29 protein-coding genes are annotated in these 26,008 nt (G+C 62.7%); 19 read left to right on the forward strand and 10 right to left on the reverse strand.

The features are described from left to right. Positions 1–163 precede the first annotated feature (163 nt). A complete protein-coding gene (locus NKH29_RS10670; RefSeq protein ID WP_023719250.1) occupies positions 164–412 on the reverse strand; it encodes an antitoxin in 249 nt (82 codons plus the stop codon). 24 nt (positions 413–436) lie between these two features. Next, a complete protein-coding gene (locus tag NKH29_RS10675; protein ID WP_352999557.1) occupies positions 437–1,537 on the reverse strand; it encodes a hypothetical protein in 1,101 nt (366 codons plus the stop codon). Between the two features lie 102 nt (positions 1,538–1,639). Between NKH29_RS10675 and NKH29_RS10680 the strand changes: the two genes are divergently transcribed. From NKH29_RS10680 to NKH29_RS10695, 4 genes are all read left to right on the forward strand, one after another. Further along, a complete protein-coding gene (locus tag NKH29_RS10680; protein WP_352450551.1) occupies positions 1,640–2,092 on the forward strand; it encodes a DsrE family protein in 453 nt (150 codons plus the stop codon). A 72-nt stretch (positions 2,093–2,164) separates the two neighbouring features. Further along, positions 2,165–2,962, forward strand: a complete 798-nt coding sequence (locus NKH29_RS10685) for an SDR family NAD(P)-dependent oxidoreductase (protein WP_352494777.1) — start codon at positions 2,165–2,167, stop codon at positions 2,960–2,962. Positions 2,963–3,011: 49 nt separating this feature from the next. Continuing rightward, complete coding sequence (locus NKH29_RS10690) at positions 3,012–3,320, forward strand: putative quinol monooxygenase (protein WP_352999559.1); 309 nt, start codon at positions 3,012–3,014, stop codon at positions 3,318–3,320. A 269-nt stretch (positions 3,321–3,589) separates the two neighbouring features. Next, positions 3,590–4,678: an AbrB family transcriptional regulator gene (locus NKH29_RS10695; protein WP_352999561.1), complete on the forward strand. Its 1,089-nt coding sequence runs from the start codon at positions 3,590–3,592 to the stop codon at positions 4,676–4,678. 19 nt (positions 4,679–4,697) lie between these two features. On the opposite strand, the gene NKH29_RS10700 is transcribed toward NKH29_RS10695, so the two are convergent. Beyond that, positions 4,698–5,012 carry a nuclear transport factor 2 family protein gene (locus NKH29_RS10700; protein ID WP_352999563.1) on the reverse strand — a complete coding sequence of 105 codons (315 nt, stop codon included), beginning with the start codon at positions 5,010–5,012 and terminating at the stop codon, positions 4,698–4,700. A 591-nt stretch (positions 5,013–5,603) separates the two neighbouring features. Here NKH29_RS10700 and leuA point away from each other — a divergent pair. The 4 genes from leuA (at position 5,604) to NKH29_RS10720 (ending at position 10,954) form a co-directional block, all read left to right on the forward strand. Beyond that, a complete protein-coding gene (leuA, locus tag NKH29_RS10705; RefSeq protein WP_352494798.1) occupies positions 5,604–7,280 on the forward strand; it encodes a 2-isopropylmalate synthase in 1,677 nt (558 codons plus the stop codon). Positions 7,281–7,422: 142 nt separating this feature from the next. Next, entirely contained in the window at positions 7,423–9,213 is a 1,791-nt protein-coding gene (locus NKH29_RS10710; RefSeq protein WP_352591689.1) for a tetratricopeptide repeat protein, read from the forward strand. 186 nt (positions 9,214–9,399) lie between these two features. Further along, a complete protein-coding gene (locus NKH29_RS10715; protein ID WP_352494773.1) occupies positions 9,400–10,203 on the forward strand; it encodes an alpha/beta fold hydrolase in 804 nt (267 codons plus the stop codon). A 133-nt stretch (positions 10,204–10,336) separates the two neighbouring features. After that, positions 10,337–10,954 (forward strand): hypothetical protein, encoded by a 618-nt coding sequence (locus NKH29_RS10720; RefSeq protein WP_352494772.1) that lies wholly within the window; start codon positions 10,337–10,339, stop codon positions 10,952–10,954. Between the two features lie 76 nt (positions 10,955–11,030). On the opposite strand, the gene NKH29_RS10725 is transcribed toward NKH29_RS10720, so the two are convergent. Next, positions 11,031–11,975 (reverse strand): metallophosphoesterase family protein, encoded by a 945-nt coding sequence (locus tag NKH29_RS10725; RefSeq protein ID WP_352494797.1) that lies wholly within the window; start codon positions 11,973–11,975, stop codon positions 11,031–11,033. A 53-nt stretch (positions 11,976–12,028) separates the two neighbouring features. Here NKH29_RS10725 and NKH29_RS10730 point away from each other — a divergent pair, with 53 nt between their 5' ends. Together NKH29_RS10730 and NKH29_RS10735 are read left to right on the forward strand one after the other, a co-directional pair. Further along, on the forward strand, positions 12,029–12,526 hold the full coding sequence (locus NKH29_RS10730) for an NUDIX domain-containing protein (protein ID WP_023719262.1): 498 nt from the start codon (positions 12,029–12,031) through the stop codon (positions 12,524–12,526). Positions 12,527–12,619: 93 nt separating this feature from the next. Then, positions 12,620–13,093, forward strand: coding sequence for an ABZJ_00895 family protein (locus NKH29_RS10735; protein WP_352591686.1), 474 nt, complete (start codon positions 12,620–12,622; stop codon positions 13,091–13,093). 10 nt (positions 13,094–13,103) lie between these two features. Here the strand turns inward: NKH29_RS10735 and NKH29_RS10740 are convergent, their stop codons facing one another. Beyond that, a complete protein-coding gene (locus tag NKH29_RS10740) occupies positions 13,104–14,093 on the reverse strand; it encodes a glutathione S-transferase family protein (RefSeq protein WP_352884451.1) in 990 nt (329 codons plus the stop codon). Positions 14,094–14,365: 272 nt separating this feature from the next. Between NKH29_RS10740 and NKH29_RS10745 the strand changes: the two genes are divergently transcribed. From NKH29_RS10745 to NKH29_RS10760, 4 genes are all read left to right on the forward strand, one after another. Then, on the forward strand, positions 14,366–14,902 hold the full coding sequence (locus NKH29_RS10745) for a GNAT family N-acetyltransferase (protein WP_352482039.1): 537 nt from the start codon (positions 14,366–14,368) through the stop codon (positions 14,900–14,902). Between the two features lie 63 nt (positions 14,903–14,965). Next, positions 14,966–15,727, forward strand: a complete 762-nt coding sequence (locus NKH29_RS10750; protein ID WP_352642757.1) for a 3-hydroxyacyl-CoA dehydrogenase — start codon at positions 14,966–14,968, stop codon at positions 15,725–15,727. Beyond that, positions 15,699–16,505: a HugZ family pyridoxamine 5'-phosphate oxidase gene (locus NKH29_RS10755; RefSeq protein ID WP_198030492.1), complete on the forward strand. Its 807-nt coding sequence runs from the start codon at positions 15,699–15,701 to the stop codon at positions 16,503–16,505. Before NKH29_RS10750 ends, NKH29_RS10755 begins: the two co-directional genes overlap by 29 nt. A 173-nt stretch (positions 16,506–16,678) precedes the next feature. Then, positions 16,679–17,017 carry an ArsR/SmtB family transcription factor gene (locus NKH29_RS10760; protein ID WP_023719268.1) on the forward strand — a complete coding sequence of 113 codons (339 nt, stop codon included), beginning with the start codon at positions 16,679–16,681 and terminating at the stop codon, positions 17,015–17,017. Between the two features lie 122 nt (positions 17,018–17,139). Here NKH29_RS10760 and NKH29_RS10765 read toward each other — a convergent pair whose 3' ends face one another. Further along, positions 17,140–18,144 (reverse strand): L,D-transpeptidase family protein, encoded by a 1,005-nt coding sequence (locus NKH29_RS10765; RefSeq protein WP_352999565.1) that lies wholly within the window; start codon positions 18,142–18,144, stop codon positions 17,140–17,142. A gap of 300 nt (positions 18,145–18,444) precedes the next feature. On the opposite strand from NKH29_RS10765, the gene NKH29_RS10770 reads away from it, so the two are divergent. Then, positions 18,445–19,242 (forward strand): TrmH family RNA methyltransferase, encoded by a 798-nt coding sequence (locus NKH29_RS10770; protein ID WP_023719270.1) that lies wholly within the window; start codon positions 18,445–18,447, stop codon positions 19,240–19,242. Between the two features lie 137 nt (positions 19,243–19,379). Here the strand turns inward: NKH29_RS10770 and NKH29_RS10775 are convergent, their stop codons facing one another. Together NKH29_RS10775 and NKH29_RS10780 are read right to left on the reverse strand one after the other, a co-directional pair. Beyond that, positions 19,380–20,543: a coiled-coil domain-containing protein gene (locus NKH29_RS10775; protein WP_352482035.1), complete on the reverse strand. Its 1,164-nt coding sequence runs from the start codon at positions 20,541–20,543 to the stop codon at positions 19,380–19,382. Positions 20,544–20,711: 168 nt separating this feature from the next. Then, complete coding sequence (locus NKH29_RS10780; RefSeq protein ID WP_245278600.1) at positions 20,712–21,248, reverse strand: DUF1134 domain-containing protein; 537 nt, start codon at positions 21,246–21,248, stop codon at positions 20,712–20,714. 385 nt (positions 21,249–21,633) lie between these two features. On the opposite strand from NKH29_RS10780, the gene chpT reads away from it, so the two are divergent. Both chpT and NKH29_RS10790 read left to right on the forward strand, forming a co-directional pair. Next, positions 21,634–22,263, forward strand: coding sequence for a histidine phosphotransferase ChpT (gene chpT, locus NKH29_RS10785; RefSeq protein ID WP_023719273.1), 630 nt, complete (start codon positions 21,634–21,636; stop codon positions 22,261–22,263). A gap of 236 nt (positions 22,264–22,499) precedes the next feature. Then, the gene (locus NKH29_RS10790; RefSeq protein ID WP_352999567.1) at positions 22,500–22,868 is read left to right on the forward strand and encodes a response regulator; all 369 of its coding nucleotides are present in this window, start codon (positions 22,500–22,502) and stop codon (positions 22,866–22,868) included. A gap of 94 nt (positions 22,869–22,962) precedes the next feature. On the opposite strand, the gene ctrA is transcribed toward NKH29_RS10790, so the two are convergent. Continuing rightward, on the reverse strand, positions 22,963–23,658 hold the full coding sequence (ctrA, locus tag NKH29_RS10795; RefSeq protein WP_006203583.1) for a response regulator transcription factor CtrA: 696 nt from the start codon (positions 23,656–23,658) through the stop codon (positions 22,963–22,965). A 450-nt stretch (positions 23,659–24,108) separates the two neighbouring features. Between ctrA and NKH29_RS10800 the strand changes: the two genes are divergently transcribed. Next, positions 24,109–24,486, forward strand: coding sequence for a flagellar export protein FliJ (locus NKH29_RS10800; RefSeq protein ID WP_023719275.1), 378 nt, complete (start codon positions 24,109–24,111; stop codon positions 24,484–24,486). 62 nt (positions 24,487–24,548) lie between these two features. On the opposite strand, the gene NKH29_RS10805 is transcribed toward NKH29_RS10800, so the two are convergent. After that, the gene (locus tag NKH29_RS10805; protein ID WP_352999569.1) at positions 24,549–24,944 is read right to left on the reverse strand and encodes a winged helix-turn-helix transcriptional regulator; all 396 of its coding nucleotides are present in this window, start codon (positions 24,942–24,944) and stop codon (positions 24,549–24,551) included. Between the two features lie 94 nt (positions 24,945–25,038). On the opposite strand from NKH29_RS10805, the gene NKH29_RS10810 reads away from it, so the two are divergent. Beyond that, positions 25,039–25,965, forward strand: coding sequence for an NADP-dependent oxidoreductase (locus NKH29_RS10810; RefSeq protein WP_023719277.1), 927 nt, complete (start codon positions 25,039–25,041; stop codon positions 25,963–25,965). The last annotated feature ends 43 nt before the right edge of the window (positions 25,966–26,008 follow it).

A 26,008-nucleotide genomic window follows, 5' to 3' on the forward strand; every position in this document is an offset into this window, starting at 1 on the left:
CGCTAAACACGGGGGCTGCGCGGCGGACACGCCGACGTCACAGCTACTGCCACGCCATTTTTGCAGAACTTGACGCACACAACTCGAGGAAGCTGCCGATCTCCCCCCAAGTGGGGGAGATGTCCGGCAGGACAGAGGGGGGCGCGAAGGATCGCTGTAGCCCTCATTCCGAGCCGCTGCGCGCCATGGATTCGAGGATCTGATCCGACGGACTTTCCAGAGCCGCCTCCGCGAAATCGTCATCAAGCGGACCGATCACTCTGTCCAGCCAAGCCCAATCCTGCGCAAGAGGCTCGATAATGACGCTCTGGCCGTGGCGGCTGATGAAAACCTCTTTGGTGTCGAAACGGTACTCCTTTGGCAAGCGCACCGCCTGCGAGCGGCCGGACCAAAACACCCTTGTCTTGCGCATGGCATCCACCTCCTCGTCACATGATCAAGGCCCGCAGGCGGCCTGCGGCATCGGCTCCAGCCGGTAGACCTTGTCGTCGGAGCTGGTGTCGCCTTCCGCCGCCTTCGAGCACAGATCGACGATCGGCAGGCCGCTGTTTGGGTTGGCCAGCATCATCGTGCCGTTGGCGCCGCGGCGGAGGAAAATCTCCTTTTGCGCGATATCGCAGGAGGCACCACCCGTCTTCGCGCTCGCCGCGCAGCGCCACTGGTCGCCCTCGCCCTGGCAGTTATAGACCTGCGTGACCTTGGCCGATTTCTGCCGCGTGGTAACCGAAACGGCGATGTCTGCGCCGCTCGGCCAATTGGCGAGGTCGCCGCCCTTGGCGAAGGATGCCAGCTCGACCGGTCCGCGGAAAACCCGGATCGTCTGGGTCAGCTGATCGGGATGCGAGCCGAGATGCGCGGCATCATAGTCACGCCCGTAGCAGAAGGCCTGGTCCGGCTTCAGCCGCTCGCGCAATGGCGGGCCAAGTGCCGGATCGATCGGGTCGATGCGGGCGAACTCCGCCTTGCAGGTCGCGGCCGGCATCGGATCGAGCCTGAAGCCGTTGTCGTCCTTGCCCAACGCCTGCCGTTCGTACTCCGCCTTGCCGAGCTCGTCTTCCGATCCGGCATCGAGATAAAGATCGGGCTGCACGTCCGAGACGATCAGCCGGCCCTTGTCGTCGACCTTCAGCGAAGCCATGGTGCGATCGCAGTCCATGCCGCAACGGATCGGACCGGTTTTGCCGTCGTCCGATTCATGGCTGCACCAACCGCCGAGCCATTCCGGCGCCTTGGCGCCGCGTACCGTCGTCGCCATGAAGCCATTGTAGGAGGAATCGATGCCGGTGCTTGGCTCCTCGTTTGGCCGGCTGACCGGATCGCGGCCGTAATAGAAGAAGATGCGCGCCACCTTCTGGTGCGGATGCGACTTGAGATGCGCGGCGTCGTAGACGCGGCCGAAACAGGCGTCCTTGCCGTCGGGGCTGAGCTCGGTGAGTTTGAGCGTGTCATCGGCGAAAGCAGCGCCGCCGACGGCGGAAAGCAAGGCAGCCCCAAGCCCGGCGCCCACAATGGTCCCCGTTATGGTCCTCGACGTCATGCTACCCCTCCATTGCCCCGACAAGACGTGACGTCAATTTATGCTAGGATCGAGGCCGAGGCCACGCAATTTGCGCGGGCCGGCTAAATGGGAGATGAAGCCATGCGACGCCGCGATATTTTCCGCGTCGGTCTTGCCGGGGCCGCCGGGCTTTTCGGGCTGCGCCCCACCAAGGCGGCAGCCATTGAAGTCAAGGCCGTCGAAGAGGAAAGGCAAAAGGTCGCCTATCACCTCAGCGATCTCGACAAGGTCAATTTCGTGCTCGGCAACATCAAGAACCACTTCGAAGGCACCGACGGCAAGGTCGACATCGCGCTTGTCGTGCACGGCCCAGCACTTGCCGCCTTCAAGTCGAAGGGCATATCCGCCGCCATTTCCGGGCGTTTCGCCGGCCTTGTCCAGGATGGGCTCAGCCCGCACGCTTGCGCCAACACCATGCACGGCATGGATATCGGCCTGGCCGACCTGCTCGACGGCTTCCATGCCGCCGACAGAGGCGGTGTCGTCAAGCTCGCCGAATTGCAGCGCCAGGGCTACGCCTATCTCAGGCCATAGGCTTTTACGGACTTGAACGCGAGGACTGCGAGGGCCTACGAAGAGCAGGCCGAGTCCCCCGGAGGAATAGACGTGCCAGCCACCACCACCCTTGTCAGCCCCTCTCTGGTCATCCCCGACCTTGCCGGAAAGGCGGTGCTGGTCACCGGCGCGTCGACCGGCATCGGCGCGGCGCTTGCACTTGCCTACGCCGCGCAGAAATGTCGCGTCGCACTGCACTACAATTCGAGCCGGGTGGCTGCCGAAAACCTGGCGGCGACCATTCGCAACGGTGGCGGCGACGTGTTCCTGACCCAGGGCGATTTCTCGATCCCCGCCGATGTCGAGCGCGTCGTCGAGGACAGTGCGCAACATTTCGGCCGGCTCGACGGCCTCGTCAACAATGCCGGCGGCATGCTCGGCCGCGTGCCCTATGCCGAGCAGACCGAGGCGCATTACGACGCGGTGATGGACCTCAACGCGCGTTCCGTGCTGACAGCTTCGCGCAAGGCGATCCCATGGCTGAAGCGGCAGGGCGGCTTCATCGTCAACACCTCCTCGATCGCCGCGCGCAACGGCGCCGGTGGCGGCGCCGGCCTTTACGGCTCCGCCAAGGCCTTCGTCTCCAACGTCACGCGCGGCATGGCCAAGGAGCTGATCGGTTTCAACATCCGCGTCAACGCGGTGGCGCCCGGCACGATCGCGACACCTTTCCACGAGCGCTACTCGACCGACGACCAGATGAAAGGCATGATCGCCACCATCCCGCAGGGCCGCGCCGGCACCGCCGAGGACTGCGTTGGCGCCTATCTGTTCCTCTCCTCCGCTCTGTTGAGCGGCTACATCACCGGCCAGGTGATCGAGGTGAATGGCGGCCAGTTGATGCCGTAGACGGCGAACTGCATACTCCTGGTTGCGTAATCTCAACGGAGCAAAGCGAATGTACGGACTGATCGGCAAGATGCGGGCGACGCGCGGCCAGCGCGACGCGGTCATGGAGGTCCTGCTCGCCAGCACCGGCGCCATGCCCGGCTGCCTGAACTACATCATCGCCACCGACCCGGCCGACGCCGACGCGATCTGGGTGACCGAAGTGTGGACCGACGCCGAAAGCCATAAAGCTTCGCTGCAGCTGCCCGAAGTCCAGGCGGCAATCGCCAAGGCACGGCCGATCATCGCCGGCTTCGAGTTCCAGGTGGAGACGCGTCCGGTTGGTGGGTTTGGGTTGCCGGCGGTGAAGGCGGAATAGAGGAGAGGCCGGCGGGACAGCGCCCCCCCTCTGGCCTGCCGGCCATCTCCCCCTCAAGTGGGGAGATTGGCAGCTTCGCCGACAGCTCTCTTTTTGGAGATTGGCGAAGGCCGACGTGACATCCAATCTCCCCACTAGAGGGGGAGATGTCCGGCAGGACAGAGGGGGGCGCGAAGGATCGCTACGGATGGCTGGTGCCATTACCACCCAAGCCCTTTTCCCCCGCAAAAAGGTTCGCATTTTTTCGCGACCGGTCTAAGAGCCGATCTATGGATTCTTCCCCGAACCCGCCGGCCATCGAGCATGTGGCGCGGATCCACAAGGGCTGGCAGTGGCCGGTCCTGGTGGTGGTCTCGGTGCTGTTTGCCGGCGCGCTGGAACTCGCCGCCCTTCCCGCCGCGCTCTTGATCGGACCGATGCTGGCGGCCATCGCTGCCGGCACCAACGGCGCCACGGTGCGCGTGCCGCGGGTTCTGTTCGGCTCCGCCCAGGCGGTCGTCGGCTGCCTGGTCGCCAGTTCCATCTCGGCCGATATCTTTCCCGTCTTCTACAAGGAATGGCCGCTGTTCCTCGGCGTCGTGATGGCGACGGTCGCGGCATCCAGCCTGCTTGGCTGGCTGATCAGCCGCTGGCGCATCCTGCCCGGCACCACCGCCGTCTGGGGCTCGTCGCCGGGCGCCGCCACCGCCATGGTGCTGATGGCCGGTGCCTTCGGCGCCGACCAGCGCCTCGTCGCCTTCATGCTCTATCTGCGCGTCATCTGCGTCTCGATGACGGCAGCCCTGGTGGCCAAGCTTTGGGTCGACACCTCAGGCATCGAGGTGCCGGCCATCGTCTGGTTCCCGCCGGTCGACCCGCAAGGCTTGGCCGCGACGTTCGGCGTGGCGCTGGTCGGCGGCCTCGCCGGAAAGCTTTTCCGGCTGCCGTCGCCGTTCTTCCTCGGCACCTTCATTTTCGGCACCGTGATCCATCTCGGGCTCGGCGTGACCATGCAGCTGCCGCCCTGGCTGCTCGCCTTGAGCTATACGATGATCGGCTGGAGCATCGGCCTGAATTTCACCAGGGCCATCTTGCGCCACGCGGCCCGCGCGCTGCCGCAGATCGTCGGCTCGATCATTGCCCTGATCGTCTTTTGCGGCGGCCTCGCCTTCCTGATCAGCCGCCTGCTCGGCATCGATCCGCTGACCGCCTATCTGGCGACCAGCCCCGGCGGCATGGACAGCGTCGCCATCATCGCCGCCGCCGCGCAGCATGTCGACATCTCCTTCGTCATGGCGCTGCAATCGGCACGCTTCCTGATCGTGCTTCTGGTCGGCCCAAGCGTGGCGCGGCTGGTGGCGAGAAGCCTGCGGGAGTAAAGACCAGCCGGGCAGTGCGTCAGCTGATCACCAGGCCCGATATACGCTCGCCGTCCAGCGTGAAGACCATATCGCCGTCGCCGTTGAAACCGTTGCCTTCGACGGCGATGCGAACGCGGCAGGTGCCGTCCTTCGCTGCGATGCCGAGGATGCGGAGCCTGGATTGCACGCCGATATTGTCCGACTGGTTCCAGCGCGCAATCTGCTCGCGGCCCTTGAACGACCGGCCCCAGTCGCTCAGGAAGGCGTCGGGCGTGAAACTGTCCAGGAAGGCTTCGCTATCGCCGGCATTGGTGGCTTCGACAAAGCGGCGGATCGGATCGGGTGCGGTCATGTTTCCTCCTGGGAGGTGCCGGAAATAAAAAACCCGCCTCGACGGCGGGTCCTCGGCGCCAATCAGCACCATAGCCAGATTAGTAGCATAGCTGCCGGCACAAAGCAAGAACAAAGTTGCCCCACCCTCAACTTTGAATGTTGGCGAAAACCAAGGCGACATCCAATCTCCCCCTTGCGGGGGGAGATCGGCAGCTTCTGCGACGGCGAGGCTCCCACTTGCCTCGCTTTGCCCGCTCCTGTATGAAATCCGCCATGAGCCCGCGCGCCACCTCTTTTGCGTCCCGCCCGACCGGCATTGCCGGCCAGACCGTTCGCGCGCTTGCCTCCACCCTGCTGCTTCTCGGCCTTATCGGCGATCGCCGGGTTCGCTGAAGGAGCGCCCGGCGGTCGAATTGCCGCTCACGCGCACGCTCCTTGGCCAGTCACAAATTGGCACGTCACATCAAGCGAACGAAATTCTGGTAAAGGCGCCGCTCGCCACCAATCCGCCTGAAGCTGGATCCGCGAGCCGCCGGGAGAAACGACGATGAACGCACGAGAAGATATCCGCCTGAATGTAGAGGAAATCAGCAAGCCTGCGGTAAAGGGCATGCCGGACGCCGCCCGCAAATACCAGCCCTATCCGACCGTCGGCCTTGCCGATCGCACCTGGCCTTCGAGAGTGATCGACAAGGCGCCGATCTGGTGCTCGGTCGACCTGCGCGACGGCAACCAGGCGCTGATCGATCCGATGGGCCAGGAACGCAAGGCGCGCATGTTCGCCCTGCTCCTCGACATGGGCTTCAAGGAGATCGAGATCGGCTTCCCGTCGGCCTCGCAGACCGACTTCGATTTCGCCCGCTGGTGCATAGAACAAGGCAACGTGCCCGCCGACGTCTCGCTGCAGGTGCTGGTGCAGTGCCGGCCGGAACTGATCACCCGCACTTTCGAGGCGCTCAAGGGTGCCACCAACCCGATCGTCCATTTCTACAATTCGACGAGCGAGCTGCAGCGCCGCGTCGTCTTCGAGAAAGACGTCGCCGGCATCAAGCGGATCGCCACCGATGCGGCCAAGATGATCACCGACATGGCGGCGAAGGCCGGCGGCGGCTATCGTTTCGAATATTCGCCGGAGAGTTTTACCGGCACCGAGCTCGAAGTGGCGCTGGAGATCTGCAACGCCGTCACCGAAATCGTCCAGCCGACGGCGGAAAACAAGCTGATCATCAACCTGCCCTCCACGGTCGAGATGTCGACGCCCAACATCTATGCCGACCGCATCGAATGGATGTGCCGCAATCTCGACAACCGCGAGAACCTGTTGATCTCGCTGCATCCGCACAACGACCGCGGCACCGGCATCGCCACCACCGAACTCGGCCTGATGGCGGGCGCCGACCGCGTCGAAGGCACGCTGTTCGGCAATGGCGAGCGCACCGGCAATGTCGACATCGTCACGCTGGCGCTCAACATGTACACGCAAGGCGTCGATCCCGGGCTCGACTGCTCCGATATCAACCGCATGAAGGACGTCTACGAATACTCCAACCAGCTGAAGATCCCCGAGCGCCATCCCTATGTTGGCGAGCTCGTCTACACTGCCTTTTCCGGCTCGCACCAGGACGCCATCAACAAGGGCATGAAGGCGCTGCGCAAGGCCAACACGCCGCACTGGGAGGTGCCCTATCTGCCGATCGACCCGGCCGATGTCGGCCGCAGCTACGAAGCCATCATCCGCATCAACTCGCAGTCCGGCAAGGGCGGTATCGCCTATGTGCTGCATGCGGATTACGGCCTCAACCTGCCGCGCAACCTGCAGATCGAGTTCAGCCAGGCCATCCAGGCGATCACCGACGCCGAAGGCAAGGAGGTGCCGGCCAAGCGCATCTACGAGCGCTTTCTCGACACCTATGTCGACCAGCCCGGCGCGCGGCTGAAGTTCCTCGACCACCACACCTACCCCGACACCGAGGTCAAGGGCCGGCGCGTGGTCGAAGCGGTGATCCTCGACGGGGGCAAGGAGGTGACCATATCCGGCACCGGTACTGGCCCGATCGACGGCTTCGTCGATGCGCTGTCGCGCCACGTCGGGGTGCCGATGTCGGTGCTCGATTATTCCGAGCATTCCATGCAGCGCGGCTCGAATGCCTCGGCCATTTCCTATGTCGAGATGGAACATCCGGGCGGCAAGCTGTTCGGCGCCGGCATCAACACCAATATCGTCGCCGCCTCGCTCGAAGCCGTGGTTTCGGCCGCCAACCGCATCGTCGGCCGGAAGGGCGGCTAGCCGAAACTGCCAGGCCCGCGCCATCAGCCACCGGATATTTATCCGGTGGGTACGCTATCGCACCATAAGCACATGCTTGTAAGGCGGCGCCAGCGCTATATGATCGTACCTCAACCTGTGCCGAATTCGAAGGGATCGACACTTGCAGCATACCACGCCTGCCGCCCCCGCAGTGCGCGAAACGTTGGAGCGATTGCTGGCCAGCGAAACGTTCGGACGATCCGAGCGCGCGCGCAAGCTGCTCCGCTACCTGGTCGAGCGCGAGCAGGCAGGCGAAGCCGATAGGCTCAAGGGCTTCTCTATAGCGATGGACGTCTTCGGCAAGGACGGCGATTTCGATCCGTCGACCGATGCGGTGGTGCGGGTGCAGGCCGGCAGGCTGCGCGAGCTGCTGCAGCAGTACTTCGCCAACGAGGGCGTTGCCGAACCGGTCCGCATCGCCATTCCGCGCGGCGGCTATGTTCCATCCTACGAACTCAATGCCATTCGCTTGCCGGCGGAGGCCGAGGCAGAGAGCAAGCCGCAGCCGGCGACAGAGGAGGCGGCGACGAGCGCCCCGCCCGGATCCTCGGAGGATGCCCGCAACCGGGCACATCCGGCTGCATTGCTGAGCGTTCCAGCGCTCAGCCCCGCTGCACCGTCGCTGCAGCGCCATTTGCAGTTCTTCTGGCTGGCGATCGCGCTGGTCATCCTCATGCTGGGTGTGCTGATCCTTCGCCAGGGCAGCGTGGTGTTGCTGACCGGCGGCGACACGGCGGTCGAGACCGCGGTGGCGACCGGCAGCATAGCGGCGCCTCCGGTTGAAACCCTCCCCCAGGTTTACATTGCCATCAAGGCCGACAGCGACGTGGCTCGCGGTGTCGCTGCATCACTGCGCGCCGGCCTTAGCGGCTTCGATACCATCAACTTCATCGGTCGTGATGCCGACAGCCCGCCCGATCCACTTACCGACGCCGCCAGCTTCGTGTTCGATGTCCTGCCCGGGCCGCGCAGCGGCGACATTATGCTCGAGCTGCAGAGCGTGGCGACCGGCCGCGTGCTGCTGTCACGCAACCTGACCGCCGGCGACAGCGCAAACACCGCTATCGAGGACCAAATCTCCGGCATTTTGAGCTCGGCTCTTCCCGCCTCGGGCACGATCTACAATTACATCGAGCAGAGCGGCATCCAGACCGGGCTGACGGCGTGTCTGGTGCTCAACGGCAAATATTATCTCGACCAGAACGCGCAGACGCACGAAGCCGCCTACCGCTGCCTCGAAGATCTTGCCAACCGGGAGGCGAAGTCGTCGCTCGTCTATTCGGAACTCGCGTCCTTGCATCTGGAGGCGGTCACCGACCATTATCCCTACCCCGCCGACGCGACGATGGAAAAGGCGATGATGTTTGCCCATCGCGCCATCCAGATGGGCCCCACCAGCCCCTATGCGCACCGCGCCCTTGGTTATCTCAATTCGCGCATCGGCAATTCCGAGGAATCGATCCGCTGGATGCGCAAGGCTTACGAACTCAATCCTTACGATCTCGCAATGGCCGCCGCCTATGGCTACGGGCTCGTTTTCGCCGGCAGGTACAGCGAGGGCACCCCGATCCTTGCTCACGCGGTGGATATCGCCAGCGCCCATCCGACATGGTGGGATTACGGGCTGTTCGCAGGAGAGTTCATGATGGGCGACATGAACAAGGCGACGCTTGCCAGCGACGGCTTGCGAACGACGGAAATGAAATCGCATTATCTGGCGGCGCGGCTGATCGGTGCCAACGCTGCCGGCCGCGAAAAGCTGGCAAGCAGGCTGCTGCAGGAATTGACCACAAAATTCCCGAAATTCGCAGCCGATCCGCGTGCAACGTTCGTCGAGCGCAGATATCCCGCCGATCTGACCAACCGACTGGTAGAGGCCCTGCGCGCCGCCGGGCTTGGCGGTGCCAGCTGACGTCTTCCGGCGCGCGAACGACGTCAGCTGATCGCGAAAATTTTACTGGCCATCCGCACGGCCAAAGCGCAATTCAGACACGATTGAACCGCCCCAAAACCCATCGCGGCATAAAGACCAATCGCGGCACAAAGACTGATCCCCCCGGCATCCGGACTGATCCCGGCACAAACCCATTAAGTTTGCATGACCCGATCCCTTTACGCTGCCGAACGGGGCACCGGCCCGACGACGATTGTCTTCCTGCATGGCTTCGGTGGCTGCCACGACGACTGGCGCGATGTGGTCGCGCCTCTGGCTCCGGGCGCGCGGACCTTGGCCTATGATCTGCCGGGTCATGGCTTGTCGTTCGATTTTCCGGGCGGCGGTCCGGCCAGGATCGCAGCCAGTGCCGTCCTTGCGGACCTTTCCGCACGCGGGATAAAGCGGGCCCATCTCGTCGGCCATTCGATGGGCGGCGCCGTGGCCGCCCTGATGGCATTGAGCGAGCCCGAAAGAATGGCCTCGCTGACGCTGCTGGCACCGGGCGGTCTTGGTCCTGAGATCAATGGCCCGCTGCTGCGCCGCTACGCCGCCGCTGCCGGCACCGACGAAATCCGCGCCTGCCTTGCCGCCATGTCGGGACCGCAAAGCCAGCCCCCGCAGCACCGGGTCGATCTCCTCAACGAGATGCGCCAGCGTCCCGGCCAGTTGGGGACACTTGTCGAGCTCGCAGCCGCAATGACCAGGGATGATCGGCAAGGTGTCATCCCGAGCGAACGGCTTGAAACGCTGAACATGCCGGTGATGGTGGTTTGGGGGACGGACGACGCGGTGCTGCCTGTCAGCCAAGCGGACGGCCTGCCGAAGCGTTTTCATCTGCACCACGTGCTGGAAGCCGGCCATATGCTGGTCGAGGAAGCGCCCGGCCTGATCGTCGAAGCCGTCCGTCGCAATATGAGGCGCCGCGGCAGGCGGCTTCGTCCGGGATTCGCCGCTGCGGCGAGCTGATCGGTCTTCGCACAGGCACGGCGGCGGCGCTGGTGCTGCTCCAGCGAACCCTTGCCCACCCATCGATCTCGCAAGTGCATTTTGCTGGCGGCTGTGTTAATTCGGTGTTAACCAAACCCGCGAGGCTACGCCGATGAAGGACGCAGGCGAGAACATCACCCAGATCGATCAGTCGCGAAAACTGTCCGATGCCATTCGCGACGTCAAGAACGCCTTCGCCGACCGCGACGATGTCGTCGTCGACATGCGCGAGGCGCATCGTATGCGGCTCGATCTGCTTGCCGCCGAACTCGCGCCGGTGTTCGGCGACGTACCCACCGACATGGACAGTTTCGACTTCGCCGTCTCGTCCGGCCTGCAGCCAAGGCTGTGGATCGACGCCGTCAGCCATGTCGCCATGGGACGCGACCGCCGCACCTACCGCTTTCTCAAGGACACGCGCATCGGCCGCGTCGTGCTCGCCGAGTCGACCGAGATGAAGGTCGTTGCCGATCAGGTGACGCGCTATGTCGCCGAGCGCGTCGTCGAACGCCAGAGGATGATGGAAGGCGGCATCGAGCAGGCCGTCGCCGGCCTGAAACGCGCCCTGGTGGCGGAGGCCGAGCCGCCGCTGCATGTCCCTGCGCGCAGCAACGGCTGGTCGGCCTTCTTCTCGGGCCTGGGCCTGATCGCCGCCGGCGCCCTGGTCGGCCTGGCGATTTCGCTCGTGCTGTTCTGGGACCGCATCGTCGCAATGAAAATCAGCTTCTAGAGCCATTCAGCGTTTCACGGAAACGCTGAACGGCTCTATCTCTTTGTTTTGACGCAATTCCGGACGGAAAACCGTTTCACACTTTTCCTGGAATTACTCTAGCCATCGACGCCTCGGCCTCGACGCCAAGCTCCATTGTCTGCAGGTCGCTGGGCGGCAATGCCGGCCCGGTCAGGCCGCGGCGCGTCAGCTTGATCCGCCAATTGTCCTTTTCACCGTCGATGTCGAGCAGATTGTATTGCGCCGGCGCATGCGAACTGCCGGGGGCCTGCCCGGCGGCGGCGACCCCGACCACCGGGATTTTGGCCTTGCGGGCGCCGATGAAGAAGAGCGACGGCACATGCGAATGGCCGTGCAGCACAAGCTCGGCGCCGTGCCGGTGAAGAACCTTGTGGAAGCGCGAGATGCCAAACAGCCGCTTGTTCTGCGAAACGGCGCCGCGCACCGGCGGGTGGTGGATCATGATCACCCGGAACAGGCCGCGCTTGCCTGTGGCGTCGAGCATGTCGCGCAGCCTTTCCGCCTGGCCTTCCAGAAAGAAGCCGTTGGCCATGAACGGAGCCGTGGCGCGCGCCGTGGAGACGCCGATCAGCGCAGCATCGCCGCGCACGCGCAGATAGGGAAAGGTGTTGCGGTCGACCGGCGTATTGACGCCGTCGCCGGTCATCCATGCTGCCCAGGACCGGCAGGTCTTGTCGAAGGCGCCCGGCACATAGGCATCATGATTTCCTGGCACGACCGACACGTCATTCGGCGAGCCCAGCGTCTCCAGCCAGTGCTTGGCCATCTCGATCTCTCCGTCGAGCGCCAGATTGACCAGGTCACCGGTGATGGCGAGATGGTCCGGCCCGCTGGCCTTCATGTCGGCGACGATCGTGTCGATGACGGCGTCGTGCATGTGGCGGCGGCGGTTACGCTGCCAATTGACGTAACCGACCACGCGCTTGGAGGCGAGATCGCGATAGGTTACATCGGGAAGCGGCCCCAGATGGACATCGGAAATATGCGCGAGCCTGAACATCTTTTCTTCATAGGCGAGGCGCGCGCGGCTTTCCACTCACGGTTTCGCGGACGATGACGCCGGATCCGGAGCAAGCCCTGCGCCAGACCGGCTGGCCAGGCTTCAGGGCAAGGCTGTTTCACCTGTACTTCGTACTGCGGCGGCCGATGACGCTCGGCGTGCGCGGCTTGATCCACGACCGCCCCTCCAATTCCATCTTCCTCATCCGCCACACCTATGTCCCTGGCTGGCACCTGCCCGGCGGTGGCGTCGAGTTGGGCGAGACGATGATCGAAGCGCTGACGCGCGAAGTCTTCGAGGAAGGCAACATCGCGCTGACCGGACCGCCGGTGCTGAAGTCCCTGCATTTCAACCGCCGCGCCAGCCGCCGCGATCATGTCGGTCTCTATCTGGTCGAGGAGTTCGACCAGCCAGCACCCAAGCTGCCCGACCGCGAGATCGCCGAAGCCGGCTTCTTTCCGCTCGACCGCTTGCCGGAAGGCACGACACCGGCGACGCTGCGGCGGATTGCCGAAGTTTTTGAGGGGAATTCGGCATCGCCTTACTGGTAGATCATCTCTCCAACAGCTTTGGCTGCTTCGGTTTAGGCCGGCAACATCCATTGTTCTCCGAGAGAACTATATATATTAGGCGATAAGAGAAAAATGAAACATAGCCAAAACGACAGGTTTAGAATCGTACTATATATCTCACTTTACACGGTAATTACTGTGACAACAATTCTTGCTACAGCCTTAATTTCGACAATGGTCCTTGGGATAGATCCATCAAGGTTGGAAAAAAGTGGAAGAGGCATCCAGTTCGCAATACAACTTTTTGCGGCATTCGTGACATATTTTGTTTTTATAAAGCGACATGCTCGGCTTTTTACTCGCACTGAATTCTGGAAAATGGTCGGCTTCTCAAGCCTGATAGAAATGGGTTTGGGAATGGCCGTGCTTCTGCTGTCGGGATCGTTTCGCGCAATCCCGCTCCAGATGTCGGTCCAGATCGTCATGATCGGCGGCATCGTGGCGTTCCTGGCAACGTCGCTCGGCTACTCCAATCGATTTGGAAATACCACATTGAAAGCTGATCTCGTCAGAAGGGCAAAGATGGACTCAGAAACCTTCCGCTAGGGCGCCGGTCTCACGCCGCCTTCCTGAACCTGTCGCGGTCGTGCAGCGCGCCATAGTCGAGCTCAGGCCCGACCGGCACGATGCGTGTCGGGTTGATGGTCTCGTGGCTGCCGTAATAGTGCGACTTGATGTGGTGCAAATTCACCGTGCCGGCGACGCCTGGCACCTGGTGGAGGTCGCGCAGATAATTCGACAGGTTCGGATAGTCGGCGATGCGGCGCAGATTGCACTTGAAATGGCCGACATAGACCGGGTCGAAGCGGACCAGTGTCGTGAACAGCCGCCAATCCGCCTCGGTGATGCGGCCGCCGACGAGATAGCGCTGCCTTGACAGACGGTCCTCCAGCATGTCGAGCGTCGAGAACAATTCGCCGAACGCCTCCTCGTAGGCTGGCTGCGTGGTGGCGAAGCCGGCACGATAAACGCCGTTGTTGACCGCGGGATAGACCAGCGCATTGACCGCATCGATCTCGCCGCGCAGCGGTTGCGGATAGAAATCGAGCTTGGCATCGCCCCATTCGTCGAAGGCCGAATTGAGCATGCGGATAATCTCGGAGGATTCGTTGGAAACGATGGTCTGCTCGCGTTTGTCCCACAGCACGGGAACGGTGACCCGGCCCGAATAGCCGGGATCGGCCCTGGTGTAGATCTGGTGCAGGAAATCGAGGCCGTAGAGCGTGTCGCCGGTCGCGCCGTCCTCGGCCAGGAACGTCCAGCCGTCGGCGCCCATGAAATGATGGACGACCGAGACGGAAATCACGTCCTCGAGTTTTTTGAGCACGCGAAAGATCAGCGTCCGATGCGCCCACGGGCAGGCGAGCGAGACATAGAGGTGATAGCGGCCGGGCTCGGCCTTGAAGCCACGTTTTCGCCCTTCGGCCGGGAAGCCGTGGCGGGTCACCCAGTCGCGCCACTGCGACTGCGCCCGCACGAATTTGCCGCCGCTCTCCCCGGTATCGTACCAGCGGTCCTGCCATTGGCCTTCGACTAGCAATCCCATGAAATGTCCTTTCGCGTTCCTGCCTGATGTAGGGCATGAAATGGACCTGCCGAAATCGCCAGCGCTGAACAGATCGTCAACAGCTGCGTCGTCGAGCGCAACCGGCCGATTGCGGCGGCTGAAAATTGGTGCTAGCGGACAATCCGCATGTTCGACTTTGCCCTGATCCGGTTCGACCGACGACGAAAGAGCGCCCGCGCTTGATGAAGCGCTGACTGGCGAACGCTGCCGCTTGCAGCAAACCTTTCCTCGCATACCGGAACGCAAAGACCATGAGCCTTGCCGACGTGAAATACCTGCCGGAAACTCCGGCGCATGATCCTGAAATCGAAGCCATCAATGACGAAGCCTTCGGGCCGGGCCGTTTCGTGCTTGCTGCCTACAGGATCCGCCAAGGTGGCCCGCATGAACGGGCTTTGTCCTTCGTGGCCGTCGACGGCGCAACCGTCGTCGCCTCGGTACGGATGACACGCATCGCCGCGGGCGCCGGCCGCGCGCTGATGCTAGGGCCGCTCGCCGTGCAGCCGGCCTTCAAGAACCTCGGCATCGGCCGCCGGCTGGTGGCAATCGCGCTCGAAGCCGCTGCCAAAGCCGGCGCGCCGGCCGTGATGCTGGTCGGCGACGAACCCTATTACGGTCCGCTCGGTTTCAAGAGGCTGCCGCGTGGGCAGATCTCGATGCCGCGTCCGGTCGACCTCGACCGGCTTTTGGCGCACGAGATCGTGCCGGGCGCAGTGGCAAGGCTGGTGGGCGAGGTTTGCCACGCCGACCAGGCGAGGATTGGCGAGCACATCGCGGCGATGGCGTGACCATGCCGGCGCTGTCGCACGGTGGCTTGGCAGAATAGTCTGGGCTCGGAGGAGGACGTCGAGATGAACCCGAACGGCCAGATTGCGATCGTCACCGGTGGCGGCTCCGGCCTTGGCGAGGCGACGGCGCGCGCTCTTGCCGCCGGCGGCGCCAGGGTTGCCGTCCTCGATCTCGGCATCGAGCGGGCGGCCAAGGTGGCGGCCGACATCGGCGGCATTGCCGTCCGATGCGATGTGAGCGACGCGGAAAGCGGTGCCGCTGCTGTCGCGGAAGTGGCTGAGACGCTCGGCGAGCCGCGCATCCTGGTCAATTGCGCCGGCATCGTTATCGGCATGAAGACGATCGGCAAGGACGGACCACATCCGCTCGACCAATACCGCAAGGTGATCGAGGTCAATCTGATCGGCACCTTCAACATGATCCGCCTGGTTGCCGACCGGACCGCGAAGCTCGAGCCGCTGCAGGGCGGCGAGCGCGGCGTCATCGTCAACACCGCATCGGTCGCCGCCTATGACGGCCAGATCGGCCAGGCGGCCTATTCGGCATCCAAAAGCGGCGTCGTCGGCATGACGCTGCCGGTGGCGCGCGATCTCGCCCGCTCCGGCATTCGCGTCTGCACCATCGCGCCCGGCATCTTCAGGACGCCGATGATGGCCGGCATGCCGCAGGAGGTGCAGGATTCGCTCGGTGCGGCAGTGCCCTTCCCTTCCCGTTTGGGCGAGCCTTCGGAATATGCCGCACTTGCCTTGCACATCATCGAGAACCAGATGCTCAACGGCGAGACCATTCGCCTCGATGGCGCCATCCGCATGGCGCCGAAGTAAACGCGACGGTGGTGCTTTGGACGAACCCAGGAAAGACGTGATCCGCGCGACCGACGCCGAGGCGATCAGGCTGGCAAAGACGCTGATCCGCAGCGCCCGTTTCGGCGCGCTGGCAGTGCTCGAGCCAGGAACCGGTTCGCCGCTGGCCAGCAGGGTCGGTGTCGCCACCGACATCGACGGCACGCCATTGATCCTGGTGTCGATGCTGTCCGCCCATACCGGCGCTATCCTTGCCGACCCGCGCTGCTCGCTGCTCGTCGGCGAACCCGGCAAGGGCGATCCGCTGGCGCATCCGCGATTGACGCTCGTCTGCCGCGCCGTACGGCTCGAACGCGGATCGAACGAACACGCCCGCGCCGAGCGGCGCTACCTCAACCGCAATCCCAAGGCGAAGCTCTATGCCGGGCTCGGCGACTTCTCGATCTTCCGGCTCGAACCGGAGCGCGCCAGCCTGAACGGCGGCTTCGGCAAGGCCTATCTGCTCGAACGCGCCGATCTGGTCGCGACGGGAGCAATCGTTGAAGAGCTTGCCGCCGGCGAGCAATCGGCACTCGACCACATGAACGCCGACCATCTCGATGCGATTGCCCTCTACGCAAGTCATTTCGGCGGGGCCGAGCGCGACGGCTGGATCGTCACCGGCTTCGACGCCGACGGGATGGATCTCGTATCCGGCGACAATGTCTGCCGGGTCTTTTTTCCCAATCCGCTGCAGGCGGCACGCGACCTCAGGCCTGTCCTGGTCGACATGGCAAAGGCTGCCCGATCGGCAAATTGATCACAGCCGCACAGTTAATCGGCTTGCATGGAAAGCAAGCCTTGAGATTTGAGCGAAATGTTCTACCTTTGCGAGTGACGCTGAATCGCTGGCGTGCATCTATAGGGAAAGTCTATGGAATCCGACGCTATTGCCCCCATAGCGGCGGATGAGCAGGAAGGCATGGGGGATCTATGGTCTCGAACAAGCTAGTCGCCAACGCCGGAGCCGCGGCCGCGTTTCTGACGCTGATGGGCAACGAAAAACGTTTGTTGATCATGAGCTATCTGGCCGAGGGCGAAATGTCGGTCGGCGCCATAGCCGAGAAAGTGTCGCTCAGCCAATCCGCTTTGTCGCAGCATCTGGCCAAGCTCAGGGCTTCCGACCTTGTCGAGACCCGTCGCGACCGGCAAATGATCTATTATTCCTGCAAATCCGGCGCGGTACGCGAACTGCTGCACATGCTGGACGGCATTTTCGGCGAAGGTGAACTGTCGCAGATGGCTCACCGGCTGCGTCGCGCCGGGACCTGATTGGCCGGGGCGGAGAACGCCCCGCCAAGTCCGTTTGGTCGCCAAGTCCGTTTGGCCGGCAAGTCCGTTTGGCCGGCAAGTCCGTTTGGCCGGCAAGTCCGCTTTGCTGCCAAGTCCGCCTGCTACTGAGCGCGCTCTTCGGCGGCCTGCGCAATCTCGTCCTTGAACTCGACCTTCGTGCCAGGCTGCACCATGGAGGCGAGGTCTTCGGCATCCCAATTGGTCAACCGGATGCAGCCATGGGAAAAGGTCGTGCCGATCTTGCCCGGTTCCGGCGTGCCGTGGATGCCGTAGCTTTCGATGGAAAGATCGATCCAGACCGATCCCACCGGATTATTCGGCCCGGCAGCGATAGTGAAGGGCCGCTTGGTCTTGACCCCCTTGAAAGCGAAGTCCGGATCATAGTGATAGGTAGGGTTGTGCACCACGCGCTTGACCTCTGCCGTGCCGCTTGGCGCCGGTTTCTCGTCGCTCCCAATCGAGGCGGGGTAGACCGCCAGCCATTTGCCGGCACGGTCGAGCACACGCACCAGGCGAGCGCCCTTGTCGATCTCGACGCCGGCAACCCCGGCGGCAGGGTCGCCCCTGCCGACATCAGGCACCACCAACGTCCTGCCTGGTTTCCTGAGACTGGTGCCAGGATTAAGCATTCTCAACAATTGTTCGCTGATATGGAAGCGCTCGGCCAACTTCTCCACCGCATTGCGGTAACCGAGCCGCCGCAAGCGGGCCATCCTCTCCAAGCGGGCCGGAATACGCTTGGTGAAAGGTCCGCGCACGTCCTTGCGCATCACCTCATAGGTCACCAGCACCGGCCTGGCGGAGGTTGCGATGAGTTTGCTCCAGGTCTGTGGATCGAGCTTGCCGTCGGGCGGAAGTCCGTTTGCCGCCTGAAACGCGGCGACGGCCTTGGCGAAGTTCTGGGAAAGACGACCGTCGATCAGGCCCGGCGAGAAGCGGGCGCGATCCAGAAGGATCTGCGCCTTCAGCAGCATCGGATCGACACCCTTCGGTTCGCCGATAGTGAATTGGGCCTGATTGACGGTGGCTGGATCGAGCTTGGCTGCGCGAGCCACGCCGCATGCGAGGGCAAGCGTGGCGGCGAAGACGAGGAGGAGCCTGATCATCGATGTCCTCCCAGGACTGCAGCAGGAGCCCGCTTCTATGACGCGGCATGGCCCTGTGTGGTTCCTTCGCCCGATCGAAATTCTGAATTGAAGCGGCTTGGCCGAAGGGCCGTGCCGCGGGAATCAAGTATTTCTCGTCGCCAGGGGGCCTCGGCCCGGCGTCCAGTGATTGGGCTTGACCGTTCGAACGGCGTGCATCCATTTGGACGCTGAGATACGGTCCGAGCTTCGGATCCGGCATCATGCCTTCCGAAACCGAATCCCGATTCGCGGCCGATGCCATGGTCGGCCGAGGAAGCCATGAATCCGATCCGCATAGACGACCCGCAGGATCCCCGCGTCGCCGCCTATCTCGACATCCGGGAGCGAGATCTTGCCGGCCGGCAAGGCCGTTTCGTCGCCGAAGGCAAGGTGGTGCTCGACACGCTGCTCGCCGCCCGGCGCTTCGAGGCAGAATCGGTGCTGGTACTCGAAAACCGGCTGGCCGGCCTCGATGACGTCCTGCGCAAGGCGCCTGCCGGGCTCCCGATCTATGTCGCATCCAGCGAAATCATGGACAGGATCGCCGGATTCCACATGCATCGCGGCATATTGGCGATCGGCCGCAAAGGTGCGGCCATCTCCGCTGAGGCCTTGCTCGGCGCGCTGCCCGCCCGCGCGCTGATCGTTGTGCTGGTCGGCATCGCCAATCATGACAATATGGGCTCGATCTTCCGCAATGCCGCCGCCTTTGGCGCGGATGCCGTGCTTCTCGATCCGACCTGCTGCGATCCGCTGTACCGCAAGGCAATCCGCGTCTCGGTGGGCGCCGCCTTGAAAGTCCCCTTCGCCTCCTTTGCCGACGCCGCCGGCTGCATCGCCATACTCGACCAGCAAGGCTTCAGCCAATTCGCGTTGTCGCCGCACGGGCAAATCGACATTCGCGATGCCAAGAGAAACGAGCGGCTGGCTCTCTATCTCGGCACCGAGGGCGAAGGCCTGCCGGAAAGCCTGCTTGCTCGCCTGCAGACGCTGCGGATCGGTATGGCGCAGGATTTCGACAGCCTGAATGTCGCAGCGGCGTCAGCCATCGCACTTCATCATTTTTCCGGGGCCTGATGCATGTCGCGCAAAAGTGTGCAGCGGTTTTGCGGTAACGACATGCATCAAAACAAGAACATAAAGCGCGTCGCATGAGGCCGGTCGAACACGACGCGCTTTAGAGCCGGGCGTCTCGCTCTTGCGCTTGCGGCGTCTCAGTTGGTCGATGCGGCCTTCTGCAGCGCCCGCACGCGATCGGCAAGGCTGCGTCCGCCGCTCTCCGGCCGCGCATCCTCAGGCGCTGCAAGCGCCTGGGCGATCGGCGAATCCGGGCCGTCGAGCTTGGCCGTCAAGGCGACGACTTGCGCTGCCAGATCGTTCATCTCTTCGCGCAATGCCGCGCTGGCGCTGCCGGTATCGTCTCCGGCGTGTGATTTCGATGTTTCGACGGCAGCAAGATCTGTCTTCAGCCTCCTGTTCTCGCGTGCCAGCGATGTCAGCCTGGCCTCCAGCCGCTCGCGGTCGGCATCGAGCTTGGCGCTTGCCTTTTCGATGTCGCCGTTGGCGGTCGCATTGACCTGGCTTCCTGGCATGCCGGCAAGGGCCGCCGCAGGCGGGCTTTCAGCGCCTTTCGCCCTTTCGCGAAGGCGCACCAGTTCCTTTTCGCGGCGCTCCAGCCTGTCCTCGCGATCGGCCAACGTGGCGAGCAGGCGTTCGACCTTCTTTTCCAAGTCGCCGGTTCTTTTCTTCTCGGCCTTCAGCGCGTCCCGCAAAACCTTGCTTTCGGCTGTCAATTCCTGGCTGCGCCTGTCCGCCTCCTTGCGCTGGCCGCGCAGCAGCGAAATGTCGCTTGCCAGCTTCTGCAGCTCGGATTCGCGCGCCACCAACTCGATCTGCCGGCTGCTGGACGAAAAACTGGCGTCGTCATACATGTGCTCCAGTTTTCGCAGTTCGAGCCCGCGCTTTTCGAGCGCGCGCTCGGTCTCCGCAAGCCTCTCCGACAGCTGCTGCAGCTGCTCATCGCGCTTGCGAAGCTCCTCGCTCCTGGTTGTGAGGTCGGCGACGACCCGGTTCTTGTCCTGCCGCTCGGCCGCCAATTCCTTCAGGGCTTCGCGGTCGCGGCCGATCTCGACCAGCTGTTCGGCGGCTTTCTCGCGCAATGACTTGATGGTCATTTCGAGCCGGCGCGCCGAAACGGCGAACTCGGCGCGGACGCGATCCTTGTCCGCCTGGATCTCGGCCAGCGTCAGCGGCATCGAACCCTCGACGCGCCTGCGCGTCAGCGCCACCGCCCGCCGCCAGACGGCCGGGGCAATCATCAGCGCCAGAAAGCCCGCGCAGAGAAAGCCGAGGACAAAGAACAGGATCGACTGGACCAAGATGACTATCCGTTATGCATGGCCGGCCGTTATGGGCGGCAGGCAATGGTCAAAGTTCGACTTTGCCATCTTCGCATGACGGAAATCCGGCGCCGCGGCAAGGGTCTGCCGCGGCAAAGCTCAGACCGTGGGATCACAGGGCCAACCGCAGTGGCGCCATCGTGCAGGTCAGAACGGATTCCAGGTCGCGCGTTGGGTGAGCTTGAGGTAGCCGAGATTGACGCCAAGACGGGCGCCGACGCCGGTACGGATCGGCACGAGCAGCACATTGTTGTTCTTCAGCACGTTGAAACCGACGCCGGCGATGACATAGGCAGAGCCGGCGACGCCGCCAAAGCGGTTATAGAGGCTGCTCACATCGTCGAGATTGTAGACCAGCATCATCACGCGCGAGCCCTCGCCGCCGAAATCCCAGCCGAGCGACGGGCCTTGCCAGAACACTTTGTGATCGCCGGCATTCTTGGTGTAGAGCGTGCCTTCGCCATAGGTCAGGCCACCGATCAGCGCCCCGGACCCCTCTTCGCCGAGCAGATAGCCGTTCGGCAGGCCATAGGTGGCGAAAATCTTCTCGACGACCGTGGCCAGCCCACCCGATGTCGCGCCGAAGAATTTATGACCGGAATCAACGATCTCCTGGGCGGTGTACTCTTGCGCCCGCGCGGCCGATGTCGAAAAGGCGACAAGGCCGATGAGCGCGATCGTCATTGAGATGACACGGAAAAAAGTCCGGTCGTAGAATCGGGAAACCATGCTTCCAATCTCCGTCAGGGAGCACTTTCGCCGACGCCTCGCACCCGTACGGCTCTTTGGCGGCCGTTAAGGATGACTGTTAGGGGCAAACTATGCCGTAATCCTTTTTCAACCATTAAACTCTCACATGAACATGGCGGTTCGAAGGCTGTTTTCGCATGCCCGCGCAGCACCCAGGCTGCGTGAACACACCATTTTCGACAATGATAATTTTGGATTTGTTGCTGCACGCACAAGCGCTGTGTATTCACAATGCTTGGGAGAGAGGGTGATTCGTGTGGACAGGCGTGATCATGATCGCCCGGTCATTTTGTTGTGAAATTTGCAGGGATTTTTGCCGATGGCCGAGCTTTTCACCCTTTCCGCACCCGACCTGGCAGCGCTGCTGTGCAGCCGGGTCTGCCACGACATCATTTCGCCGGTCGGCGCCATAAACAACGGGCTTGAGCTGCTCGACGAAGGCGGCGCCGACGAAGACGCCATGAAGCTGATCCGCCAAAGCGCCAAAAACGCCTCCGCCCGCCTGCAATTCGCCCGCATCGCCTTCGGCGCCGCCGGTTCGGCCGGCATGCTGATCGACACCGGGGACGCCGAGGCCGTGGCCATCGCCTTCCTGAAGAACGAGAAGCCGGAACTGGTCTGGAACGGAACCCGCGCCCTATTGCCCAAGAACAAGGTCAAGCTGCTGCTCAACCTCATCCTCGTCGCCAACGCCGCCATTCCGCGCGGCGGCAGGCTGGTGGTCACGCTGGAGAACCTCGAGACCGAGCCGCGCTTTGCGCTCGCGGCGAGCGGCCCGATGCTGCGCGTGCCGCCCAAATTCCTGGAATTGCATTCCGGCCACAGACCGGAAGAGCCGATCGACGCGCATTCGGTGCAACCCTATTACACGCTGCTTTTGGCCCGCGAAGCCAACATGACGATATCGATCCATGCGACCGCCGACGAGATCGTCCTTTCCGTAGCCTGAAGTTCTCCAAAAGAGCGCGAAGTATTTCTCCAGGTCATATTTGCGGCGCCGTCCTAACATCTGTCAGACGGGCTTGCAGATTGATTGGATGAAGCATTGCGAAAGAAGATTTCGCTTACAACACCTTCAGGAAAATTTTACCTAACGGCTTTTCGGCTTCTTTACCAGATCGGCCTATGTTCCCCGGCAGATGCCACGACGCTGCCGGTTCGCCGCATGGCAAAGAGGGTCCGGGAATGAAACGCTGCATGTTCGTCGACAATTCGAGCGTCATCAGGAAGATTGCAAAGCGTATCCTGGGCGGCTCCGGCTTGATGGTGATCGAAGCCGCCAGCGGCCATGAGGCGATCGAGATGTGCAGTGCCGACATGCCGGACATCATCGTCGTCGACGGCGCCTTGCCGGACATGCAGGCGCAGGACCTCATCCGCCGCGTGCGCTCCATGGAAAGCCCGGTATTGCCGCAAGTTCTGATTTCGCTGGTCGAGGTCGACGTCGGGGCGATCATGCGGGCAAAACGCGCCGGCGCCCAGGGTTACCTGCTGAAGCCGTTCAACCGGCCGCAATTGCTCGAGTGCTTCCGCGCCTTGAAGATTGCCGCCTGACCAGGGGTCGTTCCATTCCGATGAAATCGGGATGAGGCTCTATCTTATTGTTTTACTGTGTTCTTTTCCGAAAACCGGCATCCACTTTTCGGGATCAGGCGCTGACGCGGATATCTTCCGGCTCACGCAGCACATAGCCGCGGCCCCAGACGGTCTCGATGTAATTCTGCCCGCCCGACGCGGCGTCGAGCTTCTTGCGCAGCTTGCAGATGAAGACGTCGATGATCTTCAGCTCCGGTTCGTCCATGCCGCCATAGAGATGGTTGAGGAACATTTCCTTGGTCAGCGTGGTACCCTTGCGCAGCGAGAGCAGCTCCAGCATCTGATATTCCTTGCCGGTCAGATGCACGCGCTGGCCACCGACTTCAACGGTCTTGGCATCGAGATTGACCACCAGGTCGCCGGTGGTGATGACCGACTGGGCATGGCCCTTGGAACGCCGCACGATGGCATGGATGCGGGCGACCAGTTCGTCCTTGTGGAAGGGCTTGGTCATGTAATCGTCGGCGCCGAAGCCGAGGCCGCGCACCTTGTCCTCGATACCGGCCATGCCGGAGAGGATGAGGATCGGCGTCTTCACCTTGGACAGGCGAAGTGTCCTCAAAACTTCATAACCCGACATGTCGGGGAGATTGAGGTCGAGGAGAATGATGTCGTAATCGTAAAGCTTGCCTAGATCGACACCCTCTTCACCAAGGTCGGTCGTATAGACATTGAAACTTTCCGATTTCAGCATCAGCTCGATGCTTTGTGCGGTTGCACTGTCGTCTTCTATCAGCAGAACGCGCATTTCATTCCCCTTTTCTGCTGCCGGACCATTTCACGACCCGTCCAGGACCGGAGCAGTGATTGCCTGAGCAGAGGCTGCCATCGAATGGTTAATAAAACCTAATTCCCCGTCCATGACGGTATCAGATTTTTTAACCCCTTTCTACACCTTGTTGAATCCAATAATGAATCACAGACCCAAACCATTAATGCAGCACATTAATAAGCCAGACTAAGTGACTCTTCGGACTCGTTGGCCGGGTTTCGCGACGAGTAGCAGAATTTTTACCCGCCCTTAAGTCCTGAGCCGTATGATTAACAATGCCCGTAAACGAATGGTTACCGCCGGCAAAAAACTTTAGGAGTTTGTTTCCCATAGTTCCGGGAAAGCCGGTGGAAACGGGTGAAGCCTGGGCCTTGCCGGGTGAATTGGACGATATGTGCAGGTGTGCGTTTCCGGGAGTACCGAATCATGAAGTCACGTGAAAACCTCGTTCGGCTGAAGCAATTTCAGGTGAGCGAGAAGCGGCGGCAGCTGCTGCAGCTCGACATGATGATCGCCGAGTTCGAGCGCATGGCCGTCGAGCTGGAACTTCAGATCGCGGCCGAAGAGAAGAAGGCCGGCATCACCGACATCAATCATTTTGCCTATCCGACCTTCGCCAAGGCGGCACGCCTGCGCCGCGACAACCTCAGAAATTCGCAAAGCGACCTCGCCCAGCAGCGAAATGTCGCCGAATCATTGCTGAGCGAAGCCGAAGCGGAGCTTTCCAAGGCCGAGATGCTCGAATCGCGCGACACCAAGGCGCGCGACACGGAAGCCGGCGGCCGCAGCGCCATGATCGGCTGAAAACAAGGCTTTAACGCGCGTCGCGCTTGAGCGCTATTGCTGTGCACCGAACGGTGCCGGCCTCAGGCATCCAGATCTTCTTGCTGTTCGGCCGCCCGCGCGCGGGCGTCCTTGATGTCGGGCACATGCAGCTCCGACCAGGCCCTGATCTGATTGAGCAGTCCTGCCAGGTTCTGGCCAAGTTCGGTCAGCTCGTATTCGACCCGCGGGGGAATGACCGGGAACACCTCGCGCCGCACCAGGCCGTCGCGTTCCAGGATACGCAGCGTCTGCGTCAGCATTTTCGGGGTGATGCCTTCGAGCTTGCGCGCCAATTCGCCGTTGCGGAGCCGGCCCCGGCGCAACGCACAAATCACCAGGTGGACCCATTTGCTGGCGAGCGTCTCAAGCACCGCGTGCGAGGGGCACGTCCGTCGGAACGCGTCATAACCGGAAGGGAAACAATCTTCGCTATCCATGAGGTGCGTATATATCAAAAAGGTACATACTAGACAAGAGAATATTACTATCCAAATTATAGTGGCATATCAAACCAGCAGGAGAGAGCCTCCCATGCGTGCCATTATCCAGAATTCCTTCGGCGCACCCAACGTCCTCGTCATTGCCGATCGTCCCGCGCCATCACCCGAGGCCGGCGAAGTGCTGGTCCGCATCGAGGCGGCCGGCATCAATCCGGTCGACGGCGCAGTGCGCGGCGGCCACTATCCGCTGCTTGGCGAGCCGCCCTTCATCCTTGGTTGGGACGTTTCGGGAACTGTCGAGGCGCTGGGCTCCGGCCTGTCCGGCCTTAAGGTCGGCGATGCCGTCTTTGGCATGTCGCGCTTTCCCAAACAGGCGGCAGCTTACGCCGAACTCGCCACTGTCCCGGCTGATGAGCTTGCGCCGAAACCTGAAGGCATAGACCACGCCCAAGCCGCCGCGCTGCCGCTGGCCGGCCTGACGGCCTGGCAAGGCCTTGTCCGCCATGGCCGGCTCAATCCTGGCCAGCGCGTGCTGATCCACGCCGGAGCCGGCGGCGTCGGCCATCTGGCGGTGCAGATCGCCAAGGCGCGCGGTGCTTACGTCGTCGCGACCGCCAGCCCGGAAAAGCTCGATTTCGTCCGCTCGCTCGGCGCCGACGAGGTGATCGACTACACAGAGGATGATTTCACCGGAAAGGCTCGCGACATCGATCTCGTTCTGGAGCCGTTCGGCGGCGAGCATGCGGAGCAATCGCTAAAAGTGCTCAAGGCCGGCGGTGTTCTGGTGTCGCTGCTCGATGTCAGCGATGCCACCAAGGCAAAGGCCAGGACGCAAGGCATCCGCGTCGAGCGCATGTCCGTGGTGCCCGACCGTGCCGCTCTGGTGGAACTCGGCAAATTGATCGACGCGAAAAAGCTGGCCGTCCACGTGGCAAAGGCGTTTCCGCTCGAACAGGCCGGTGCCGCCCATGCCTTTCTCGCCACCAGGCCGATCGGCAAGGTGGTGCTGACGGTCTGAAATCCCAGATCGTCGCTCCGGCAAACTTTAAGGGCGCGGATCA

The organism is Mesorhizobium sp. M1295 (assembly GCF_040318135.1).
Classification (GTDB): Bacteria; Pseudomonadota; Alphaproteobacteria; order Rhizobiales; family Rhizobiaceae; genus Mesorhizobium.

What these genes read in the sequence shown, in the direction of transcription:
- NKH29_RS10670 (WP_023719250.1), bottom strand. Translation starts at nt 412, where the DNA reads ATGCGCAAGACAAGGGTGTTTTGGTCCGGCCGCTCGCAGGCGGTGCGC.
- NKH29_RS10675 (WP_352999557.1), bottom strand. Translation starts at nt 1,537, where the DNA reads ATGACGTCGAGGACCATAACGGGGACCATTGTGGGCGCCGGGCTTGGG.
- NKH29_RS10680 (WP_352450551.1), top strand. Translation starts at nt 1,640, where the DNA reads ATGCGACGCCGCGATATTTTCCGCGTCGGTCTTGCCGGGGCCGCCGGG.
- NKH29_RS10690 (WP_352999559.1), top strand. Translation starts at nt 3,012, where the DNA reads ATGTACGGACTGATCGGCAAGATGCGGGCGACGCGCGGCCAGCGCGAC.
- NKH29_RS10695 (WP_352999561.1), top strand. Translation starts at nt 3,590, where the DNA reads ATGGATTCTTCCCCGAACCCGCCGGCCATCGAGCATGTGGCGCGGATC.
- NKH29_RS10700 (WP_352999563.1), bottom strand. Translation starts at nt 5,012, where the DNA reads ATGACCGCACCCGATCCGATCCGCCGCTTTGTCGAAGCCACCAATGCC.
- leuA (WP_352494798.1), top strand. Translation starts at nt 5,604, where the DNA reads ATGCCGGACGCCGCCCGCAAATACCAGCCCTATCCGACCGTCGGCCTT.
- NKH29_RS10715 (WP_352494773.1), top strand. Translation starts at nt 9,400, where the DNA reads ATGACCCGATCCCTTTACGCTGCCGAACGGGGCACCGGCCCGACGACG.
- NKH29_RS10720 (WP_352494772.1), top strand. Translation starts at nt 10,337, where the DNA reads ATGAAGGACGCAGGCGAGAACATCACCCAGATCGATCAGTCGCGAAAA.
- NKH29_RS10725 (WP_352494797.1), bottom strand. Translation starts at nt 11,975, where the DNA reads ATGTTCAGGCTCGCGCATATTTCCGATGTCCATCTGGGGCCGCTTCCC.
- NKH29_RS10730 (WP_023719262.1), top strand. Translation starts at nt 12,029, where the DNA reads ATGACGCCGGATCCGGAGCAAGCCCTGCGCCAGACCGGCTGGCCAGGC.
- NKH29_RS10735 (WP_352591686.1), top strand. Translation starts at nt 12,620, where the DNA reads ATGAAACATAGCCAAAACGACAGGTTTAGAATCGTACTATATATCTCA.
- NKH29_RS10740 (WP_352884451.1), bottom strand. Translation starts at nt 14,093, where the DNA reads ATGGGATTGCTAGTCGAAGGCCAATGGCAGGACCGCTGGTACGATACC.
- NKH29_RS10745 (WP_352482039.1), top strand. Translation starts at nt 14,366, where the DNA reads ATGAGCCTTGCCGACGTGAAATACCTGCCGGAAACTCCGGCGCATGAT.
- NKH29_RS10750 (WP_352642757.1), top strand. Translation starts at nt 14,966, where the DNA reads ATGAACCCGAACGGCCAGATTGCGATCGTCACCGGTGGCGGCTCCGGC.
- NKH29_RS10755 (WP_198030492.1), top strand. Translation starts at nt 15,699, where the DNA reads ATGGCGCCATCCGCATGGCGCCGAAGTAAACGCGACGGTGGTGCTTTG.
- NKH29_RS10760 (WP_023719268.1), top strand. Translation starts at nt 16,679, where the DNA reads ATGGTCTCGAACAAGCTAGTCGCCAACGCCGGAGCCGCGGCCGCGTTT.
- NKH29_RS10765 (WP_352999565.1), bottom strand. Translation starts at nt 18,144, where the DNA reads ATGATCAGGCTCCTCCTCGTCTTCGCCGCCACGCTTGCCCTCGCATGC.
- NKH29_RS10770 (WP_023719270.1), top strand. Translation starts at nt 18,445, where the DNA reads ATGAATCCGATCCGCATAGACGACCCGCAGGATCCCCGCGTCGCCGCC.
- NKH29_RS10780 (WP_245278600.1), bottom strand. Translation starts at nt 21,248, where the DNA reads ATGACGATCGCGCTCATCGGCCTTGTCGCCTTTTCGACATCGGCCGCG.
- chpT (WP_023719273.1), top strand. Translation starts at nt 21,634, where the DNA reads ATGGCCGAGCTTTTCACCCTTTCCGCACCCGACCTGGCAGCGCTGCTG.
- NKH29_RS10790 (WP_352999567.1), top strand. Translation starts at nt 22,500, where the DNA reads ATGAAACGCTGCATGTTCGTCGACAATTCGAGCGTCATCAGGAAGATT.
- ctrA (WP_006203583.1), bottom strand. Translation starts at nt 23,658, where the DNA reads ATGCGCGTTCTGCTGATAGAAGACGACAGTGCAACCGCACAAAGCATC.
- NKH29_RS10800 (WP_023719275.1), top strand. Translation starts at nt 24,109, where the DNA reads ATGAAGTCACGTGAAAACCTCGTTCGGCTGAAGCAATTTCAGGTGAGC.
- NKH29_RS10805 (WP_352999569.1), bottom strand. Translation starts at nt 24,944, where the DNA reads ATGGATAGCGAAGATTGTTTCCCTTCCGGTTATGACGCGTTCCGACGG.
- NKH29_RS10810 (WP_023719277.1), top strand. Translation starts at nt 25,039, where the DNA reads ATGCGTGCCATTATCCAGAATTCCTTCGGCGCACCCAACGTCCTCGTC.